The sequence below is a fragment of the Amycolatopsis sp. cg9 genome (assembly GCF_041346945.1).
In the GTDB taxonomy this organism is placed as follows: domain Bacteria; phylum Actinomycetota; class Actinomycetes; order Mycobacteriales; family Pseudonocardiaceae; genus Amycolatopsis.
The window spans coordinates 2,693,383-2,710,363 of sequence record NZ_CP166850.1 but is presented as its reverse complement, the minus strand read 5'-3'; the positions used below and the strand labels follow the sequence as shown (position 1 = coordinate 2,710,363).

Annotated in this window: 15 protein-coding genes and 1 tRNA gene; 3 read left to right on the top strand and 13 right to left on the bottom strand. The window is 71.4% G+C overall.

The window, feature by feature from the left end; genetic code table 11:
• Positions 1 to 2: 2 nt before the first annotated feature.
• The 7 genes from AB5J73_RS12750 to AB5J73_RS12720 all read right to left on the bottom strand — a co-directional run bounded on the left by AB5J73_RS12750 (position 3) and on the right by AB5J73_RS12720 (position 7,755).
• A complete protein-coding gene (locus AB5J73_RS12750; protein ID WP_370969925.1) occupies positions 3 to 1,388 on the bottom strand; it encodes a carbohydrate-binding protein in 1,386 nt (461 codons plus the stop codon).
• Positions 1,389 to 1,855: 467 nt separating this feature from the next.
• Entirely contained in the window at positions 1,856 to 2,311 is a 456-nt protein-coding gene (locus tag AB5J73_RS12745) for a hypothetical protein (RefSeq protein ID WP_370969924.1), read from the bottom strand.
• A gap of 43 nt (positions 2,312 to 2,354) precedes the next feature.
• Positions 2,355 to 3,200: a S49 family peptidase gene (locus tag AB5J73_RS12740; protein WP_370969922.1), complete on the bottom strand. Its 846-nt coding sequence runs from the start codon at positions 3,198 to 3,200 to the stop codon at positions 2,355 to 2,357.
• A gap of 20 nt (positions 3,201 to 3,220) precedes the next feature.
• Complete coding sequence (locus tag AB5J73_RS12735) at positions 3,221 to 4,534, bottom strand: histidine kinase (RefSeq protein WP_370969920.1); 1,314 nt, start codon at positions 4,532 to 4,534, stop codon at positions 3,221 to 3,223.
• 247 nt (positions 4,535 to 4,781) lie between these two features.
• Positions 4,782 to 5,642, bottom strand: coding sequence for an Fpg/Nei family DNA glycosylase (locus tag AB5J73_RS12730; RefSeq protein ID WP_370969918.1), 861 nt, complete (start codon positions 5,640 to 5,642; stop codon positions 4,782 to 4,784).
• A gap of 39 nt (positions 5,643 to 5,681) precedes the next feature.
• Positions 5,682 to 6,122: a DUF983 domain-containing protein gene (locus tag AB5J73_RS12725; RefSeq protein WP_370969916.1), complete on the bottom strand. Its 441-nt coding sequence runs from the start codon at positions 6,120 to 6,122 to the stop codon at positions 5,682 to 5,684.
• A gap of 103 nt (positions 6,123 to 6,225) precedes the next feature.
• On the bottom strand, positions 6,226 to 7,755 hold the full coding sequence (locus AB5J73_RS12720) for a sigma factor (protein WP_370969915.1): 1,530 nt from the start codon (positions 7,753 to 7,755) through the stop codon (positions 6,226 to 6,228).
• 188 nt (positions 7,756 to 7,943) lie between these two features.
• On the opposite strand from AB5J73_RS12720, the gene AB5J73_RS12715 reads away from it, so the two are divergent.
• Positions 7,944 to 8,016 (top strand) — tRNA-Gly (locus tag AB5J73_RS12715).
• A gap of 92 nt (positions 8,017 to 8,108) precedes the next feature.
• On the opposite strand, the gene AB5J73_RS12710 is transcribed toward AB5J73_RS12715, so the two are convergent.
• From AB5J73_RS12710 to AB5J73_RS12700, 3 genes are all read right to left on the bottom strand, one after another.
• Positions 8,109 to 8,402 carry a YiaA/YiaB family inner membrane protein gene (locus AB5J73_RS12710; RefSeq protein WP_370969913.1) on the bottom strand — a complete coding sequence of 98 codons (294 nt, stop codon included), beginning with the start codon at positions 8,400 to 8,402 and terminating at the stop codon, positions 8,109 to 8,111.
• A gap of 68 nt (positions 8,403 to 8,470) precedes the next feature.
• Positions 8,471 to 8,869, bottom strand: a complete 399-nt coding sequence (locus AB5J73_RS12705; protein WP_370969912.1) for an Imm7 family immunity protein — start codon at positions 8,867 to 8,869, stop codon at positions 8,471 to 8,473.
• Positions 8,870 to 8,902: 33 nt separating this feature from the next.
• The gene (locus AB5J73_RS12700; RefSeq protein ID WP_370969910.1) at positions 8,903 to 9,442 is read right to left on the bottom strand and encodes a DUF2716 domain-containing protein; all 540 of its coding nucleotides are present in this window, start codon (positions 9,440 to 9,442) and stop codon (positions 8,903 to 8,905) included.
• Between the two features lie 134 nt (positions 9,443 to 9,576).
• Here AB5J73_RS12700 and AB5J73_RS12695 point away from each other — a divergent pair, with 134 nt between their 5' ends.
• Positions 9,577 to 10,248 (top strand): alpha/beta fold hydrolase, encoded by a 672-nt coding sequence (locus tag AB5J73_RS12695; protein WP_370969909.1) that lies wholly within the window; start codon positions 9,577 to 9,579, stop codon positions 10,246 to 10,248.
• On the opposite strand, the gene AB5J73_RS12690 is transcribed toward AB5J73_RS12695, so the two are convergent.
• Both AB5J73_RS12690 and AB5J73_RS12685 read right to left on the bottom strand, forming a co-directional pair.
• On the bottom strand, positions 10,233 to 11,753 hold the full coding sequence (locus AB5J73_RS12690; RefSeq protein WP_370969908.1) for a serine/threonine-protein kinase: 1,521 nt from the start codon (positions 11,751 to 11,753) through the stop codon (positions 10,233 to 10,235). The two genes, AB5J73_RS12695 and AB5J73_RS12690, sit on opposite strands and share 16 nt — an antisense overlap.
• 69 nt (positions 11,754 to 11,822) lie before the next feature.
• Complete coding sequence (locus AB5J73_RS12685) at positions 11,823 to 12,428, bottom strand: hypothetical protein (protein ID WP_370973118.1); 606 nt, start codon at positions 12,426 to 12,428, stop codon at positions 11,823 to 11,825.
• A 232-nt stretch (positions 12,429 to 12,660) separates the two neighbouring features.
• Between AB5J73_RS12685 and AB5J73_RS12680 the strand changes: the two genes are divergently transcribed.
• The gene (locus tag AB5J73_RS12680; protein ID WP_370969906.1) at positions 12,661 to 13,797 is read left to right on the top strand and encodes a hypothetical protein; all 1,137 of its coding nucleotides are present in this window, start codon (positions 12,661 to 12,663) and stop codon (positions 13,795 to 13,797) included.
• On the opposite strand, the gene AB5J73_RS12675 is transcribed toward AB5J73_RS12680, so the two are convergent.
• Positions 13,798 to 16,977: a glycosyltransferase gene (locus AB5J73_RS12675; RefSeq protein ID WP_370969905.1), complete on the bottom strand. Its 3,180-nt coding sequence runs from the start codon at positions 16,975 to 16,977 to the stop codon at positions 13,798 to 13,800.
• Positions 16,978 to 16,981 lie beyond the last annotated feature (4 nt).

Sequence of the window (16,981 nt, the reverse complement as noted above, 5' to 3'; positions counted from 1 at the left end):
TCTCAGTGCACGAACGTGAACCAGTTGAGGTTCACGAAGTCGGCGGGCTGGCCGCTCGTGAACGTCACGTACACGTTGTGCACCCCGGTGACCGCGCTGATGTTGGCGGGGACGGTCCGCCAGCTCTGCCAGCCGCCGGTGTTGCCGACGGCGAAGCTGCCGATGGGCGCGTTGGCGAGGCTGTCCAGCCGCACTTCCACCAATCCGCTGACGCCGTTCGCGGCGCCGGACGCCACCCGCGCCTGGAAGTTGGTCGCGGCGGAGCCGCCGAAGTCGACGTTCGGGTAGAGCGCCCAGTCGCCGTTGCCCGCGGGCCCGATGTTCTGGCCGCCACCGGTGTCGGTGGTCGTCTGCTTCGCGAGGCCGTTCTGCTGGCTGTACGCCTCGGCCTGGATGGTGCTGTACGCGCTGCCGCCGTTCCCGGGCGGCGTGGTCGTGGTCGGCGGGGTCGTGGTCGTGCTCCCGCCGCGCGTGGTGACGGTGACGTAGTCGACGACCATCGGGTGCCCGGGCACGATCCCCGGCCCCGGCGTCGTGGTGCCGGAGTTGTTGTTCGGGAACGCGCCGCCGATGGCGACGTTCAGCAACACGAAGTAGCCCTGGTGAGTGGTCATGTTCGCCCAGGTCGTGGCATCGACCTGGTTCTGGCTCACCGAGTGGAACTGCTGGCCGTCGACGAACCAGCGGAACACCTGCGGGCTGGTGCTCGCGTCCCATTCGAAGCGGTAGGTGTGGAAGGCCGACTGGCAGCTGCTGCCGGGGCACGCCCGGTTGGCGACGATGCCGGTGGTCTCGTTGCACGGGCCGCCGGGGTTGACGCCGCAGTGCAGGACGCCCCAGACGGAGTTGATCCCGTTGACGTTCTCCATGATGTCGAACTCGCCGACGGCGGGCCAGTTCCACCAGTTGCCGCGGTACGGGCCGCCGAGCGCCCAGAACGCGGGCCAGTACCCGAGCGCGGCGGCGCCGGTGACGTTCGGCATCTGGATCCGGCTCTCGATCCGCATGACCCCGCCCGCCGGCGGCTTGAAGTTCGTGCGCTGCGTTTCGATCCGCGCCGACGTCCAGTTGCCCGACCCGTCGCGCAGCGGCGTGATGCGGAGGTTGCCGCCGCCGTCGAGGGAGACGTTGCCGGGGTTGGCGGTGTAGTTCTGGATCTCGCCGGTGCCCCAGTTGGCGGGCCCGCCGGGGTAGCTGTGGCCGGTGTCGATGATCCAGTTCGCGCTCGCGGGGAGTGCGCCGGAGCTGCCGGTGAAGTCGTCGGCGAAGACGGTGGTCCAGCCCGACTCCGGCGGCGGGATCGACGCCGCGGCGGGAATGGTCAGCGGGATGGCGATGAGCGCGGCGCCGAACGCGGCACCGATGGCGAGTCTTCGGGAGTGGGGCATCGGGTACGACCTCCTCGTCGTCCGGATTTGTTGCCGATCGCAACAAAGCCCGTCGACAAGGAGACCCGACGCCCCACCCCGGAGCCAGAGGCGTTACGAGGGAAGGGTGATGCAGGTCACAAATTCTGCCCGGAAGTACCCAAACCGGACAGCGGTGTTCAGAGGCCTGGCCGGATCCGGGCAGTACCAGATCCGACCGCCCCCAGTGACCTCGTACTGCCACTGCTCAAGCATTCGCCCACCGACTTCGCGTGTGGCGAAAGAACCCTTCAGCCTGTGCTGACGCGCGGGGTTCTCCGGAGCCGTCGGCCGTTCGGTAGGACGATCCATACCTCCCACGTGTTCGACCTCGCGGCCTGACACAGGGCCTCCCGCCCCTTCGCCGCCTCGGAAGTCGCGAAGCGCGCCTCCCAGCCGCCGGTCCGCGCGGGCGGCGCGATGCGGTCGCCACGTTTTGCGGGCAGCGTTCACGCCTCCGCGGGACCCGGCACCGGACCGAAGTCCTCGTCGATCGGACCACCGAGCTTGCCGGCGAGTACCGGATCAGCGTGAATGGCAGCGGTGCTGCGCCATTCCGTGATCGTCTGCGCGAGGACCGACCACTGCCCCGGTTCCGCGGAAGCCTGGAACGCACGCGCGAAGTCGCGGACGAACTGCGTCTGTTCCGCCGCCGGCAGAACATCGACCCAGGGGAACTCGTCGAGGAGCGCCGCCGCCACGTCCGACGGCAGGTGAGCCAGCACGTTGCGCAGCGCACGCGCCGCGGCCACCGAGCCTTCCGACGCCGAGTGCGCCCTGTCCTCCCTGGTCAACAGCAGGGCAGCACCGTCACGGCGACGAACTCGGACGCCGCCCTCGTCGGCGAGCGCAGCGACACCCTTGGGATCGCGCTGCAACTCGCTCCACTGCACCTCGGTGGCCATGGAACTATTCCGAACTTTTTCAGAAGTGTGCGCAAGTCACTCGTCAGAGGCCGAAGCGGGACCACGCCGCCTTCTGCGTGACCGCCTCCAGGACCGCCGAGGCCGCGGCCGGGGCGCCGACGCCGAGGCGGGCCAGGAAGGGGCGCTTCGGCTCGGCCACCGAGATCTCCGCGTCGGGGTAGCGCTCGGTGAGGACCTGGCGGAGGCTGCCGAGGCCGTCGATCAGGCCGAGCTCCAGCGCCTTCGCGCCGAGCCAGACGTCTCCGGTGAACAGGTCCTCCGCGGCCGTCAGGCGGTCGCCGCGGCGTTCCTTGACCCAGCCGACGAACAGGTCGTGGAGCTGGGTGTGCATCTTCTTCAGCCACTCGACGTCTTCCGGCTTCTCCGGCGAGAAGGGGTCGAGGCGCGACTTGTTGGCGCCCGCCGTGTGCAGGCGGCGCTCGATGCCGAAGCGTTCCAGCAGGCCCGTGAAGCCGAAGCCGCCGCTGATCACGCCGATCGAGCCGACCATGGACGTGCGGTGGGCGTAGATCTCGTCGGCCGCGCAGGCCAGCCAGTAGCCGCCGGACGCGGCGACGTCTTCGCAGAACGCCAGCACCGGGACCTGCTTCTCGTCGGCCAGCTGGCGGACGCGCTCGGCGACCAGCCCGGACTGCGTCGGCGCGCCGCCGGGCGAGTTCACCAGCAGCGCGACCGCCTTCAGCCGCTCGTGGCCGAACGCCCTGGTCAAGGCCGACTCGACGGCGTTCAGGTTGATCGCGCCCCTGGCCAGCGGCGACGGCGACGGCGTGATCACGCCGTGCAGCTTCACCACGGCCACGACGTCCTTGCGCTCGACCCGGTCGGCGAGCACCGGGATCCGCGAAGCCAGTTTGTTCGTAACGCTCATGAAGCCAGGCTAGCCGGGACTCAGCCCATGGGGAGGATGCCCGAACGCGAGCCGTTGACCCCGCCGCTGTCGGCGCCGTTCAGCTGGGCCGGGCCGCTCTGCGCCGGGACGTCGGCGTCCTCCGAGCTGTAGTCCGGCATGTTCGGGCGGACGCCCGGGACGAACTTCGGCACCCGCAGCGTCACCTTCATGCCGGCGCCGGGCGCGGTCTCGACCATCACCGCGTAGTCGTTGCCGAAGACCTGTTGCATGCGCTGGCTGATGTTGCCGAGCCCGACGTGCGCGCCGGTGCTGTGCGCGTTCTTGACGTCGTTGAGCCGCCGCGGGTCCATGCCGATGCCGTCGTCCTCGACGCTGATCAGCGCCTCGGTGCCGTGGTCCTGCGCGATCACCGTGACGCAGCCGCCGCTGGGCTTGCTGGCCAGGCCGTGCTTGACCGCGTTCTCCACCAGCGGCTGGATGATCAGAAACGGCACGACGACGCTGAGCACCTCGGGCGCGATCTTCATCCGCACCTCGAGCCGGCCGCCGAAGCGGGCGTTCTCGATGGTCAGGTAGCGGTCGATGTTGCGCAGTTCCTCGGCGAGCGAGGTGAACATGCCCGACGACCGGAACGAGTAGCGCGTGAAGTCGGCGAAGTCCTGAAGCAGCTCTCGCGCCTCTTCGGGGTCCGTGCGGATCAGCGCGGAGATCGTGTTCAGCGCGTTGTAGACGAAGTGCGGCGAGATCTGCGCGCGCAGCGCCTTGATCTCGGCCTGCTGGAGCTGCTGCTTCGACTCGTCGAGCCGGGACAGCTCGAACTGCGTGCAGACGAACTGCGCGACCGCGTCGGCCATCTGCACCAGGCGCCCGCGGGTGCGGCCGACGACGATCAGCGCCGCCTCGGTCTCGCCCTCGACCAGCAGCGGCACGATGACCGCGGTCTTCATCCGGCAGGTGCCGCGGTGGTTGCACGGCATCCGGTCGTGCGCGACGACCTCGCGGCGGTGCTTGCGGATGGCCGCGCCGATGGCGTCGACGAGGTCGACGTAGTGCTCGTTGGCCTCGCCGTCCCAGGACAGCAGCGTGCCTTCGCTGTCGGTGATGCCGACGGCGACGCAGTCGAGCATCTGCAGCAGCTGCGTGGTGATCTTGTCGGCGGCGTCCTCGTCCAGGCCGGAGCGGAGGTTCGGCGCCGCCTTCGACATCCGGTGGACGGCCTGCAGCATGGCGTCCTCCACCACGCTGGCCGGCTTGCGCTGTTTCACGAGCAGCACGATCACCACGACGAGGAGCAGTACCGCGACACCCCACGGGATGATCTGCGCAAGCGGAAACCCGGACACGGCGTCCATGCTCTGCGCTCGACCAACCGGGTGCAAGGCCTGTTCCCACTTTCTGTCCAACTGTGATGACCGAGGGTTGATGGGACCCTACCGAGAGTCGGAACCGAGCCCTCGCGGTCACTGTCCGCAACACGCGGGAGGCGGCGCCTGTTCCACCCCTTCCGGCGAAAGCAGCAGGAAGGACGCGGTTTCGCCGCCTTCGGCCCCGCGGTCGGCGACGCCCGGCGCAGCACCTGCGGCCGAACGGGCGAATCTGCTACTTGAGGAGCCGCGACATCCGGCGGTCGGCGAGCGGCTTGCCGCCGGTCTGGCAGGTCGGGCAGTACTGGAACGACTTGTCGGCGAACGAGATCTCGCGGATCGTGTCGCCGCAGACCGGGCACGGCAGGCCGGTCCGCGCGTGGACCCGCAGGCCAGACCGCTTCTCGCCCTTCAGCCGCGCGGCCTTCTGGCCGACCGAGCGCTTGACCGCGTCGGACTCGATCTCGACGATCGCTTCGGCAAGGGTCTCCAGCGCGCCGTCGTCGAGCTTGCCGATCGTCGCGTACGGCGAGAGCTTCGCGCGGTGCATGATCTCGTCGGAGTAGGCGTTGCCGATCCCGGCGATCAGCGACTGGTCGGTGAGCGCCCACTTCAGGCGGGTGTTCTTGCCGGCGAACAGCTCACGCAGCTGGGTCGCGTCGAGGGAGAGGGCGTCCGGGCCGAGGCGCGCCACGCTCGCGATCTCCTGGGGGTCCTTGACGATCCACACCGCGAGACCCTTCTTGGTGCCCGCTTCGGTGAGGTCGAACCCGGGCCCGGTCGCGGACTCGAGGTGCACGCGCAGCGAGATGGGCCCCTTGCCCGGCTTCAGCGGCGCCGCGGCGAGGCCGTCGGACCAGCGCAGCCAGCCCGCGCGCGCCAGGTGGACGACCAGGTGCAGGTCGCCGGCGACGACGTCGAGGTGCTTGCCGTGCCGGGTCGCGCCGGTGATCTCGCGGCCGTGCAGGTCCGTCCACGGCGGGGTCGCCGTCTTCAGCACGCTCAGCGATGCGACATCGATGCGGAAGATCGTCTGGCCGACCGCGTTCTCGCGCAGGTGGTGGGCCAGCGCTTCGACCTCGGGTAGCTCGGGCATGCCCCCAGTTTCACCCCTTCGGCCGAATTCCGGTACTGGCTATTCGACCGGGTGCAGCGGCCCGTCGAAGTCCGGCAGCGAGTGCCGCTGGATGGTCTTGGAGATCTTCTTGACCTCGCCCTGCACGGTGAACATGCCGCGGATGGTGCCGACCCAGCGCTCGGACGGCCGGTCGCCGGTCACGTCGCCCTCGGTCTCCGCGACGACCGTCCACGGCCGGCGCAGGATCCACCGCAGGGGGAAGAACAGCACCACCAGCAGCAGCGCGAGCAGCACCCACGCGGGGATGTTGACCTGGTCCGGCGTCCACACGACGAGGATGACGGCCAGCAGCACGGTCACCACGATCATCGCGATGCCGGGGCCGTAGCTGCCCGCGACGTCGTGCTCGAAGTCGTCGGCCGTCGCCGGCGCACGCCATTCCATCTGGGCACGGACCACCCAGTCGCGGCCGTCTTCGCCGCGCACCAGCCGGTTCATTCAGTTGCCTCCAGGGCCGCCCGCAGGGTGAGCAGCACAACGGTACCGTGCGCGACCGCGACCGCGCGAGGGAGGAATCGGACATCCCACCCGGCGAAGTGGATCACGGCTGTTCGGAGCCGGTCGGCGTCGATTCCGCGGGTTCGCCCGAACCAGTGACGTCGGAGGTGCTGCTCGGGCACGGTTTTCCGGACGTCGGCGTCACCGTCGTCGTCGGTTCGGCCGTGCCGGTGGTGCTGTCGGTCGGCTTGTCCTTCGACAACGTCGACCCGTCGGTCGGCGACAGCTCGGGCACCTCGGCGCTCTCCGGCGAGTCGCTCGATTCGGTGGTCATCGTCAGGTCCGGGGTCGTCGTCGTGTCGAGCCGCGGCGAAGTCGCCGGGTGGTCGGGCGCGCTGAAGGTCGACGACGTGAGGTCTTCGCGCGGGGTCAGCCCGTCGCCAGCGCTGCCGCCGACTTCCCCGGCCGGGACGTCGCCCGCGGGCACGGACGGCACCTCGTTCGCGCCGAGCTGCCGGGCGCCGGCGCCGGCGCGCGGCCGGATCGGCACGGCGACCCCCGTGCCGCGGCCGTTGAGCACGCCGATGCCGATCCGGGGATCGGGCTGCGGCTGCGGTGGCGGCTGGTGGTGCGTCTCGGTCGGCGGCACCACCACGAGCTCCGGCGCGCCGCCGGTCAGCCCGACGTCCTGGACCGCCGCCGGCCCGAACAGCACCGGACCGGCCGCGACCCCGACCGCACCCACGGCGGCGGTCGACGCCAGCGCGAGCCCGATCTTGACCTTCGAACCGACCAGGACACCCTTGATCGTCGTGCCGATCCCGGCCAGCACCCCGCTGCCGCCGACCGACGCGGCGGCGGGCACCAGCAGCACCAGCACGCCGGCGTGCGCGCGCAGCGACGAACAGACGTCGCGGAGCTCGTCCTGGGTGGCGCGGCACGACGAGCAGCCGTGCAGGTGCGCCTTGATCCGCTCGGCCTCGGCACCGGTGACGCTGCCCGCGGTGAACCCGCCGAGCTTCTCGACGACCGCGCGGCACGAGTCCGGCCCGCGGTTCACCGAAAGGTGTGCCTGCAGGTAAGCCGCGCGCAGCCCCTGGCGCGCCCGGCGGGCCAGCGCCGCGGTGGCGTTCGCGCTCAACCCGAAGTGCGGCGCGACCATGGCGGGCTGCTCGCCCTCGACCTCGGTCTGCCACAGCACCGTCCGCCAGCGCTCCGGCAGGCTGGTGAACGCGGTGGTGATCAGCGTGTGCTCCGCGGCGCGGGCGTGCGTGTCGGCGCCCGCCCCGGCGCGGAAGGTGAGTTCGTCGTCGGAGACCGGGACGTCCCGGCGGGCCCCGTGCCACTCCCACGAAACGCGGCGGGCGACGGTGAGCAGGTAGGCGCGGACGTAGTCGCGGGGTCCGGCGCCGCGGCGGAGGGCCTGCAGCACGCGGAAGAAGGTCTCCGCGGTGATGTCCTCGGCCTCGGACCGGTCGGCGGCCAGGCTCTGCGCGAGCCGGCGGACGGCGGCGGCGTGCAGCTCGAACAGCTCCCCGAACGCGGCGTCTTCGCCGTTGCGGAGCCGTTGCAGCAGTGCCTGCTCGTCGGATTCCGAGGCCGCTGGTGGCGGCACCGTGCCCAGCTCGGTCATCCGGCCCGGCACCTCCTCCCCGAAGGTCTCCCCATTCGGTCGAATGGGGACACCATACGGAGGGAATCAGCCGTCGTCACCCCTTGTACGCCAGCTGTGACACCGAAGCACCGGGTCAGGGCACCGGGGGACCCGGCGTTCGGCCCACTGAAGGGAGGGTATAGAGTTATATCCATCAGCAAGGCAGTGCGGATGTAGCGCAGCTGGTAGCGCATCACCTTGCCAAGGTGAGGGTCGCGGGTTCGAATCCCGTCATCCGCTCAAGATCGAAGGCCGTTTCCCAGGTTCACCCGGGGAGGCGGCCTTCAGTCTTTCGTGGGTCGTGATCGCTGTCACAGGCCGCCGTCCCCGGGTCACACGGCGTGGGTTTGGTAGGGGTCGTGCTCGGCGAGGAGCTTGTCGAGCCGGGCCTGGTCGACGCGCGAGACCACGGAGGTCTCGTCCTGTCTGTCCCGGACGCACTTGGCGAGCGTGAACGTCGAGGTGACCAGGTAGAGCATGCCGAGGGCGAGGAAGCCGCGGACCCAGCCGTCGACCGGGAGGTACGCGATCCCGCCGGCGACCGCCGCCAGCGCCAGGCCGAACGAAAGCGCCGCCTGGATGTAGAAGGCCGTCGTGGTGGGGGACGTGGTTCCGGATTTGGTCATGTGACCACGGTCTCGTCCGGCGGCCGCGGCGTCTTGAGCAGTACTACTCAGGCGCGGTTTCGATGTGGCTACAGCTCGTAGACGTCCAGGACCGTCGGGGCGACCGGGGTCAGGTGGGGGTCTTCGCGTTCCGTCACCTGGCCACGGGCCATGCGGTAGACGCGGAATTCGTTGTCGTGCTCGGTGTCCTGGTCGTCCCAGACGTGGAGCAGGCCGTACGAGCCCGCCGCCAGTTCACTGACCCTCGTGAAGAGGTCGAGGAGTTCCAGGCCGCGGCCGCCGTGCTTGTCGAAGCCCGCGATGTGGAGCATGGGCATGCCCCCGCTCCAGCGGAGGTCGATCAGGTCGAAGTCGCCCGCATCGCGGATCGCGCGGTGGACGCGGTCGACCAGGCGCTCCAGGAGGGCCGCGTCGTCGTCGCCGCTCGCGGTCGCCTGGATGGTCACCCAGCCGTGGAATTCGAACACCCGGAGAACGGTAGCAAGAGATCAACGCCGGGTTCAGCGGGCCAGCGCGGACGGCTTCCCGTCGCGGCGCAGGACGTTGGTCAGCACGCCTTCGCCGTGGCGCTCGAACGCCGGCACCAGCTTCTCGCCGAAGACGCAGAGCGTGCGCTCCCACGGGTGGCCGAGCGTGCCGAACGAGAAGTCGGCGGCCAGGAACAGGTGGTAGTCCGCGCGCGGGAAGGCCGGCACCGGCCAGCGGGCGCCGTCGGTCATCAGGTGCGGGCGGACGCGGTAGGACTGGTGCTGCCAGTGCAGCGCCCACAGCCAGTCGTCCGGGCCGCAGACCTCGCGGAACGCGGCCAGCGCGATGGCGGCCACCTGGTGCTCCTCGACCGCGTACGGGCCGAGGCGGAACTCGGCCGAAGCGCGGTCCAGGTCGCCGGGCGAGAGGTCCCAGGTGCGCGACGGCGCCGGCTCGCGGAAGCCCGGCCAGGCGTGGGCGTAGGTGCTCGGCCAGAACGCCAGCTTGTCGTACACCCAGTACCAGGCGGGCTCGTCGGCGACGCGGGAGACGGCTTCCCAGGCAGCATTCACTTTTACGACCTCGAAGTTTGGCCAGGCGAGAAGAACACGCGAAAGCTTCGTGTTCGGCCCCTGGTTTGTCCAGTCCCCGTCCGCTCGCCGCGAACTGTGTCACTCGACCGGGTGGAGTCTGTCAGGTTGTCACCATGCGAATCGTCTTCGTCCACGGCGCCTTCGTCCGGGACGGCGCCTGGTGGTGGCGGCCGACGGCGGACCTCCTCGCGCGGCGGGGTTTGCGCAGCTCAGCGGCCGTTTTACCGAGTTGCGAGGCCGAGCCGCGGGGTGATCTCTTCGACGACGTCGCGGCCGTTCGCGCGCTGCTCGACGCCGCCGATGAGCCCGCGCTGCTGGTCGGGCATTCCTACGGCGGGATGGTGATCACACAGGCCGGCCGCCACCCCGCGGTCCGCCGGCTGGTCTACGTGACGTCGTTCCTGCCGGACGTCGGCGAAGCGCTCGCGGACTTCGGCGGCGGCGAGCCGCGGCACGTCAGCCACGGCGACGGCACCGCGAGCGTCCGGGAAGAACTCGTGCGGCCGCTCTTCGCCCAGGACTTCGACGACGCCACCTACGCGGCGGCCGCGGCGAGGCTCGCCGCACAGAACAAGGTCGTGTTCGGCCAGCGGACCACCGAGGCGGCGTGGCGTGGGAAGCCGTCGACCTACGTCGTCTGCGGGGACGATCTCGCGACACCGCCCGAGAAGCAGCGGGAGCACGCCGCGCGGGCGACCGAGGTCGTCGAGCTGCCGGTGGCGCACCACCCGTTCGTCACGCGGCCCGAGCTCGTCGCCGACGTGCTGCTTCAGAGGACGAGGTAGCCCATCAGGAACTCCTTCTTCTTGCCCTCGCAGCCGGCGTCGAGGGAGTCGAAGTGGCTCGCGCCCGCGTTGCAGCGGTACAGCGCCCGCGCGCTCGCCCCGGACGGCGGGTCGGCGTAGATGTTCCCCAGCAGGCCGAGTGCCTGCTGGCCCTCGCACTTCCCGCTCTGGTCGGGCGAGGTGAACCAGTCCTTCTGGTCCTTCACCTTGCAGGCGAACAACTTCCGCGTCCCCGGCTCGGCCGTCGCGACGAGCGAACCGAAGATGCCTTCCTTGGTGAAGCCGCCCGGCGGGCCGACCTTCTTCGTGCCGCTGAAGTGACCGCCGTCCTTCTGGTGGAAGCGGATCAGCGGCACCTTCGCCGGGTCGGGCTTCGCCGCGGTGCTCGTGGTCGGTGTGGTGGTCGCGGACGCGCTCGGGGACGAAGACTTCTTGTGACTCGGCGACGCGGTTTTCGACGGCGCCGAGGTGGCCGCCGGTTCCGAGGTCACGCCCGCGTCCGCCACCGGGGTCGAGGCCGTCGGCTTGAGGAGGAAGATCGCGCCGAGCGCGGCGACCACGGCCGCCGCGACGCCGGCCAGCACCAGCGGGAAGCGCTTCTTGCGCGGCCGGTCCCAGTCCACTGTGGTCGGTGACGGCGCGGCGACCTTCGCGGTCACCGGTTCGAAGACGATCGTCGGCAGCGACGCCGGGTCGACCGCCTGCGTCGGCGAGTCGGTGATCGCCGTGCGCGCGGTTTCCAGCAGGCGCCGCGCGCCGGCCGCGGTCAGCCGGTCCGATGTGGACTGCGTGAGCAGGCCGCGGACGGCCTCGGCGAGCGGGCCGCGGCAGCGTTCCAGCACCGGCTGGTCGTACATGATCGCGTGCAGCGTCGCGGCCGTGGTGGTGCGCTGGAAGGGCGCGCGGCCTTCGGCGGCGTGGAACAGCGTCGCGCCGAGCGACCAGAGGTCCGACGCCGGTGCCGGGCCGGCGCCGGCGAACAGCTCGGGCGCCATGTAGCCGGGCGAGCCCATGACGCCGCCGGTCTGGGTCAGGCCCGGGTCGTCCATCGCCCGCGCGATGCCGAAGTCGGCGAGCTTCACGCGGTCGCCGGGCAGCACCATGATGTTGCTGGGCTTGACGTCCCGGTGCACGATCCCGGCCCGGTGCGCGCTTTCGAGCGCGCCGAGCACCTGCAGGCCGAGCGCGGCGACGCGGTCGTTCGCCAGCGCCCCTTCGCGGCCCACGACGTCGGCGAGCGTGGGCGCGACGACGAGCTCCATGACGATGAACGTGGCGCCCTGTTCGCTGACGACGTCGTACACCGTGACGACGGCGGGGTCGTTCAGCCGGCCCGCGGTCCGGGCCTCGCGCATGACGCGGTCGAGGCTGGTGCCCGGCGGCGTGGCCAGTTCCTTCAGCGCGACCGGGCGCCCGAGCACCCGGTCTTCGGCGCGCCAGACCACGCCCATCCCGCCGCGGCCGAGCTCGGCCGAGATCGCGTACCGCCCCGCGACCACCCTCATCGTCGCCCCCCTGAAAGCTCGGGGGCGATGCTAGGGGAGGCGCCGGGTCGACCCGGCGCCTCCCCTGGCTCAGGCGGCGTCCCAGAGCGTGAGGAACGCCGAGGCTTCGCTGCGCGCCCACGGCCTCAGCCGCTCGCGATCACGGGCGGAGAGCTGGTACTCCTTCGCGCGGCGGACGTCGATCACCAGCGCCTCGCCGCCGGGCAGGACGTCGGGCATCGCCTGCTCCAGCACCCACAGCGCGAGCTGGGCCGAGGACTTCGTCAACGGCTCCTCCTTGAAGTAGAGCCAGGTCGCGTAGCGGCGGCCGTCGCTCTTGCGCAGCCCCATCTGCGGGCTCACGCCGATCTCCAGCTCGCCGATCCGGCAGCGGCCGCGGCCGACCTCGACCAGCCTCGGCGTCTTCCGGCCGAGGTACCGCAGCCAGCCCTCGGCTATCGCCGCGTAGTGCGGCTTCGTCCGGTCGTCGGCGGCGTTGACGAGCGCGCGCAGCGCCACCTCGTCCTGGTTCGCCGCCCGGCCGGACCGCACCGCGTTGGCCGCCCGCCGGTAGTAGTTGAACGCCGCTCGCGCCGGGTCTTCGTACTGCCTCCGCTGCCGCCGGACGAACGACGACCGCGACGGACCGGAACTCGCGCTGTAGCCCACGAACGTGGACAGGGTGATGTAGGCCATGGCCCTGCCTTCCTCCATCACGCCACCCGCGGACGCGGGCGGCATCTCCCCTGGACAACGCCAATTTTAGAACATATGTACGACAGTTTTCGGCCGCTCGACGGGTGACGGCGGAGGGGACTCCCGAAACCGGCCGACTTGCGCTACGTTGCCGATCAACCTCAAACCGCAACCTCGCAGGTCGGCAGCGCGTGCCAGACTGATGCCCCGAACGGTGGATGGGGGTCCTTGGATGAGCTGGCAGGAAGAGCTTCGCCGTCTCGACGCGGAGCTTGCCGAGGGTCGCATCGAGCCCGCTGACCACCGCAAACAGCGGGATGAGCTGCTCGCGCAGGCCTCCGGTTCGACGGTGCCGTCACCGGTGCCTTCGCCGCTACGCCGTCCGGGTGAAACCTGGCGGAGCGCGAACCCCGCGAGCCACCCCACGCCCGTCCACCCGGTGCCGCCGCCGCAGCGCATGGAGTCGCCCCGGCCGGCGGTCCCGCTGCCGCCACCGCCGTGGCAGCGGACCGGGCTGCCGAAGACGGTCTCGACGAGCCACGTGCCCGCCATCCCCGACCACATGACGACCGCCCCGAGCCCGGCCGACATCACCCCGACCCGCTACCTGCGCGTCGACGGACCGGCCGAGCAGGGCCCGGGCAGCCGGTTCCCGCCGATCACGCCGCCGGGCGGCGAATCGCGCCCGCCGCAGCTCGAACCGGACGGCTCGGCGGGCAAGCACCGGTGGGACACCGACGGCGGCTCCTCGGGCCGGCCGACCTGGCCGTTCATCGCGCTCGGCGTGCTGGTCGTGGTCGGCATGGTCGTCGGCGCCACGATGTGGCTGGGCAACGACGACCCGGCGCCCAGCGCCCTCTCGTCGTTCACGCCCGCCGTGACGCAGCCGCCCGCCGCCGCGACCCAGCCGCAGCTGGAGGACCAGGTGCCGCCGCTGCCCGGGATGCAGCACCCGGAGAGCTCGACGATGTCGCTGGCCCGCGGGCTCGACCTGAAGCTGTACCCCAAGGAAGCCGCGCAGGTCTTCTCGCAGCACGGCGTCACGCAGCTCGTCTACCGCGCTTCGTCGGCCGGGGACACCGGGTTCCTCGGCTACGCGATCCCCGCGGAGAACGCCGAGGGCGCGAAGGCGATCGTCGACTACTTGCGCGACGCCGCCGCGGCCGGCGGGTTCACCCCGATCGCGGCCGACCCGGCGTCGGTCACCGGCCGCAACGACGACCAGCGGCTGGACGGCACCTGGTACACCTCGGGCAAGGTGGCCATCGTGCTCTGGGCGTCCCAGCCGTTCGAAAAGGACAAGAACGAGCTGAAGACCAGCCTCGACAACGCCGTCGCCGTGTTCAAGAAAGCGCTGCCGCCCAGCTGATCAGCCGCGCCGGTCGAGCACCCCGGCCAGCGTGCGGCGGGCGACGTCGGCGCCGAACAGGCGGTCCACCACCGTCTTGCCCTCTTCGGACAGCCGCTGCCACAGCTTGTCGTCCTCGAGCAGGGTGACGATCTCGTCGGCGAGCTCCGGTGCCGAAGCGCCGACGAGGACGTCCTGGCCGTGCGTCAGGTGCATGCCCTCGGCGGCCAGCGGGGTGGCGACCACGGGCACGCCGTAGCCGAGGCTCTCGCCCAGCTTCCCCTTCACGCCCGCGCCGAAGCGCAGCGGCGCGACGACGACCCGGGCCTCGCCGTAGGCGCTGTCGAGGTTCGGGACCCAGCCGCGGACGACGACGCCGTCGCGTTCGAGGTCGAACACCTCCTGCGGCGGGTTGCTGCCGACGATCTGCGCGACCGCGTCCGGACGGCGGCGGCGCACGAGCGGCATGATCTCCTCCGCCAGCCAGCGCGCCGCGTCCCGGTTGGGCAGGTGGTCGAAGCTGCCGACGAACAGCACGCCGGAGCGGCCTTCGGGGACCGCGACCGAGCCGTCCGCGTGGTGCACGTTGGACAGCACCTCGACGCGCGCCGACGGCACGAGCTCGCCCAGCAGCGCGCGCTCCACATCGGACACGACGAAGGTGACGTCGGTGGCGCGGGTCAAGCCGAGCTCCGACTCCCGCAGCACTTCGGCGCGTCGGCGCAGCGTCAGCTCCTCGCGCGTTTCGCCGAGCTGCGCGGCCAGGTCGGCCTGCCGGTTGAGCCGGACGAAGTGCAGGTCGACCGTGTCGTAGGCGATGACGCAGTCGGGCGCGTGCTCGCGGACCTGCTCCAGCAGCTGCCAAGCGACGTGCGGCCGGGACAGCACGGCCAGGCTCAGGTCGGCGCCGGCGTCGCGCAGGAACTCCAGCTGCTCGCCGAGCCCGGTCACGACCGTGACGCCCGCGCGGTACAGCGCGTCGGCGTACGGCTCCGGGAGCGCGTTGTTGAGCGGCATGAAGACGACGCGCTGCCCGAGTCCGACGAGCAGTTCGAGGATGCGGAACATCCGCACCGAGCCGGAGTCCTTGTCCGGCATCGGCACCTGGTGGTCGGCGACCAGCACGGTGCCGCCGCGGTGGCCGTCCGCCGTGCGCTGCCGCCCGGCCCAGACCGCGCGCGGGCTCGCCTCGGGGAAGTGGTCGCGCAGCTGGACGCTCCACTTGTCGACGAAGACGCCGCGGTTGAGCTCCTGGTGGCGCTTCACGCCGGAGGAGACGTCCGTGCCGTTGGTGATGCCTTCGTGGTGCACGACGACCGACGCGGGCTGGACCATCGTCCGGTAGCCGGCCGCCCGCACGGCGAACGCGAGGTCGGTGTCCTCGTAGTACGCGGGGGCGAAGCGCTGGTCGAAGCCGCCGATGCGCTCGAACAGCTCGCGGCGGACGAGCAGGGCCGCGCCCGAGCAGTAGTCCACGTCGCGCAGCGCCTGGTACCAGGGGGCGTCCGGGTTCTGCAGCCTGCCGTAGTTCCAGCCGGTGCCGTCGGCCCAGATGATGCCGCCGCACTCCTGGAGGCGGCCGTCCGGGTAGACCAGCTTGGACCCGACGAGCCCGACGTCCGGGCGCGTCTCGACCACGGCGACCAGCTCGTCCAGCCAGCCCGCCTTCACCTCGGTGTCGTTGTTGAGGAAGAAGACGAAGTCGCCGCGCGCGTTCTCCGCGCCCAGGTTGCAGGCACCGACGAAGCCCAGGTTCTTCGGCGCGCGGACCAGCCGGACCCCCGCGCAGCCGGCCACGCGGTCGGCGGAGTCGTCCGGCGACTTGTCGTCGACGACGATCACCTCGAACGGCGTCGACGGCAGGTGCCGCTGGATCGAATCGAGGCAGCCGCGCGTGTAGTTCCAGTTGCCGTACACCGGGATGACGACGCTGACGATCGGCTGGTCGCTGGTGGTCACCGCGACCGGGCCCGGCACGCCGGCGGGTTCGCCGGGCAGCACCCCGGCCGGGCGGCCGAGCGCCGTCTCGTAGAAGTCGCGGCGGCGGGTGCCGCGGGGCGCGTACTTCTCGATCGTGCCGCGGTACTTCCCGATCGCACGCTGGACGAGCGCGGACGTCTCGGCACGCAGCTTCTCGTTCTCCGCGGCGAGCCTGCCGATGGTTTCGCTGAGGCCGGTGTTGTTGCTCGCCAGCCACTCCAGGCGTTCGCGGTCGTAGCCCGCCTTGCGCTGCAGGCGGTTCAGCTCGTCGGCGGCGCGCTGCCGGTCCTCGCGGGCGCGCTCGGCCTGCCGGAGCGCCTCGTCGCGCTCGGTCGCGGCCCGCTGCTCGGCCGCGGTGACCTGGGCCAGCTCACCGGTGAGCCGGGTGACCGACGCCGTCGCCTGGTCGCGCTCGGCTTCCGCGCGGCCCAGTCCGTCACGCAGGCGGCCCGCCTCGGCGGCGGCGCGCGCGACCAGCGTCAGCTTCGGGTCGATCATCGCCGACGTCGAGGGCACGTCGAGCGGCGCGGCCGAGGCGACGGAGACGAAGTACGTGTGAGGCGCGCCCGGTTCGATGACCCAGCCGTCGGCGTCGTCGGCCCGGAGCGCGAAGACCTCGGCCCCGGTGCCCGCGCCGTTGTCGTGGATCAGCGACCCGACGGCGACGTTCTGCCGCAGCACGACGACGTGCTCGAAGCTGCCGGCCAGCAGCGAGCGGAACGCCGATTCGGTCAGCTCGTGCACGTGGTACGGGTTCTCGTTCCCGTGGTCGTGCGTGTAGACCTCGATGTCCGGGGTGCTGCAGAGGAACACCCCGCCCGGCGCGAGCCGGTTGCGGACCAGCGCCATCAGCCGGTCCTGCTCGTCGACGTGCTCGATAGCCTCGAAGCACGTGATGACGTCGAAGACTTCGCCGTCGAGCGCGTCCGGGTCGGTGATCGAGCCGACCTCGAACCGGACGTGCGGGTAGCGGGCCCGGGCGTGCTCGACGGTCCGCGGGTCGATCTCGAGCCCGACCACCTCGGCGGCCGGCCCGGCGACCAGGGCGGCGCCGTAGCCCTCGCCGCTGGCCAGGTCGAGGACGCGCTTGCCGGCGGTGAACCGGCTCGCGAACGCGTAGCGGTGGTAGTGCTCGTAGATCACCTGGAGGTCGTCGGTCCACGGCACGCACCGCTCGCCGGTCCACTCGATCAGGCGCTCACCGCTCGTCCCCTTGCCCATGGCG

Bases quoted from the DNA above. Each gene is read 5' to 3' on its own strand.
- AB5J73_RS12710 (WP_370969913.1), bottom strand. From the start codon at position 8,402: ATGACCAAATCCGGAACCACGTCCCCCACCACGACGGCCTTCTACATC.
- AB5J73_RS12730 (WP_370969918.1), bottom strand. From the start codon at position 5,642: ATGCCCGAGCTACCCGAGGTCGAAGCGCTGGCCCACCACCTGCGCGAG.
- AB5J73_RS12690 (WP_370969908.1), bottom strand. From the start codon at position 11,753: ATGAGGGTGGTCGCGGGGCGGTACGCGATCTCGGCCGAGCTCGGCCGC.
- AB5J73_RS12675 (WP_370969905.1), bottom strand. From the start codon at position 16,977: ATGGGCAAGGGGACGAGCGGTGAGCGCCTGATCGAGTGGACCGGCGAG.
- AB5J73_RS12745 (WP_370969924.1), bottom strand. From the start codon at position 2,311: ATGGCCACCGAGGTGCAGTGGAGCGAGTTGCAGCGCGATCCCAAGGGT.
- AB5J73_RS12735 (WP_370969920.1), bottom strand. From the start codon at position 4,534: ATGGACGCCGTGTCCGGGTTTCCGCTTGCGCAGATCATCCCGTGGGGT.
- AB5J73_RS12750 (WP_370969925.1), bottom strand. From the start codon at position 1,388: ATGCCCCACTCCCGAAGACTCGCCATCGGTGCCGCGTTCGGCGCCGCG.
- AB5J73_RS12680 (WP_370969906.1), top strand. From the start codon at position 12,661: ATGAGCTGGCAGGAAGAGCTTCGCCGTCTCGACGCGGAGCTTGCCGAG.
- AB5J73_RS12695 (WP_370969909.1), top strand. From the start codon at position 9,577: ATGCGAATCGTCTTCGTCCACGGCGCCTTCGTCCGGGACGGCGCCTGG.
- AB5J73_RS12685 (WP_370973118.1), bottom strand. From the start codon at position 12,428: ATGGCCTACATCACCCTGTCCACGTTCGTGGGCTACAGCGCGAGTTCC.
- AB5J73_RS12725 (WP_370969916.1), bottom strand. From the start codon at position 6,122: ATGAACCGGCTGGTGCGCGGCGAAGACGGCCGCGACTGGGTGGTCCGT.
- AB5J73_RS12740 (WP_370969922.1), bottom strand. From the start codon at position 3,200: ATGAGCGTTACGAACAAACTGGCTTCGCGGATCCCGGTGCTCGCCGAC.
- AB5J73_RS12720 (WP_370969915.1), bottom strand. From the start codon at position 7,755: ATGACCGAGCTGGGCACGGTGCCGCCACCAGCGGCCTCGGAATCCGAC.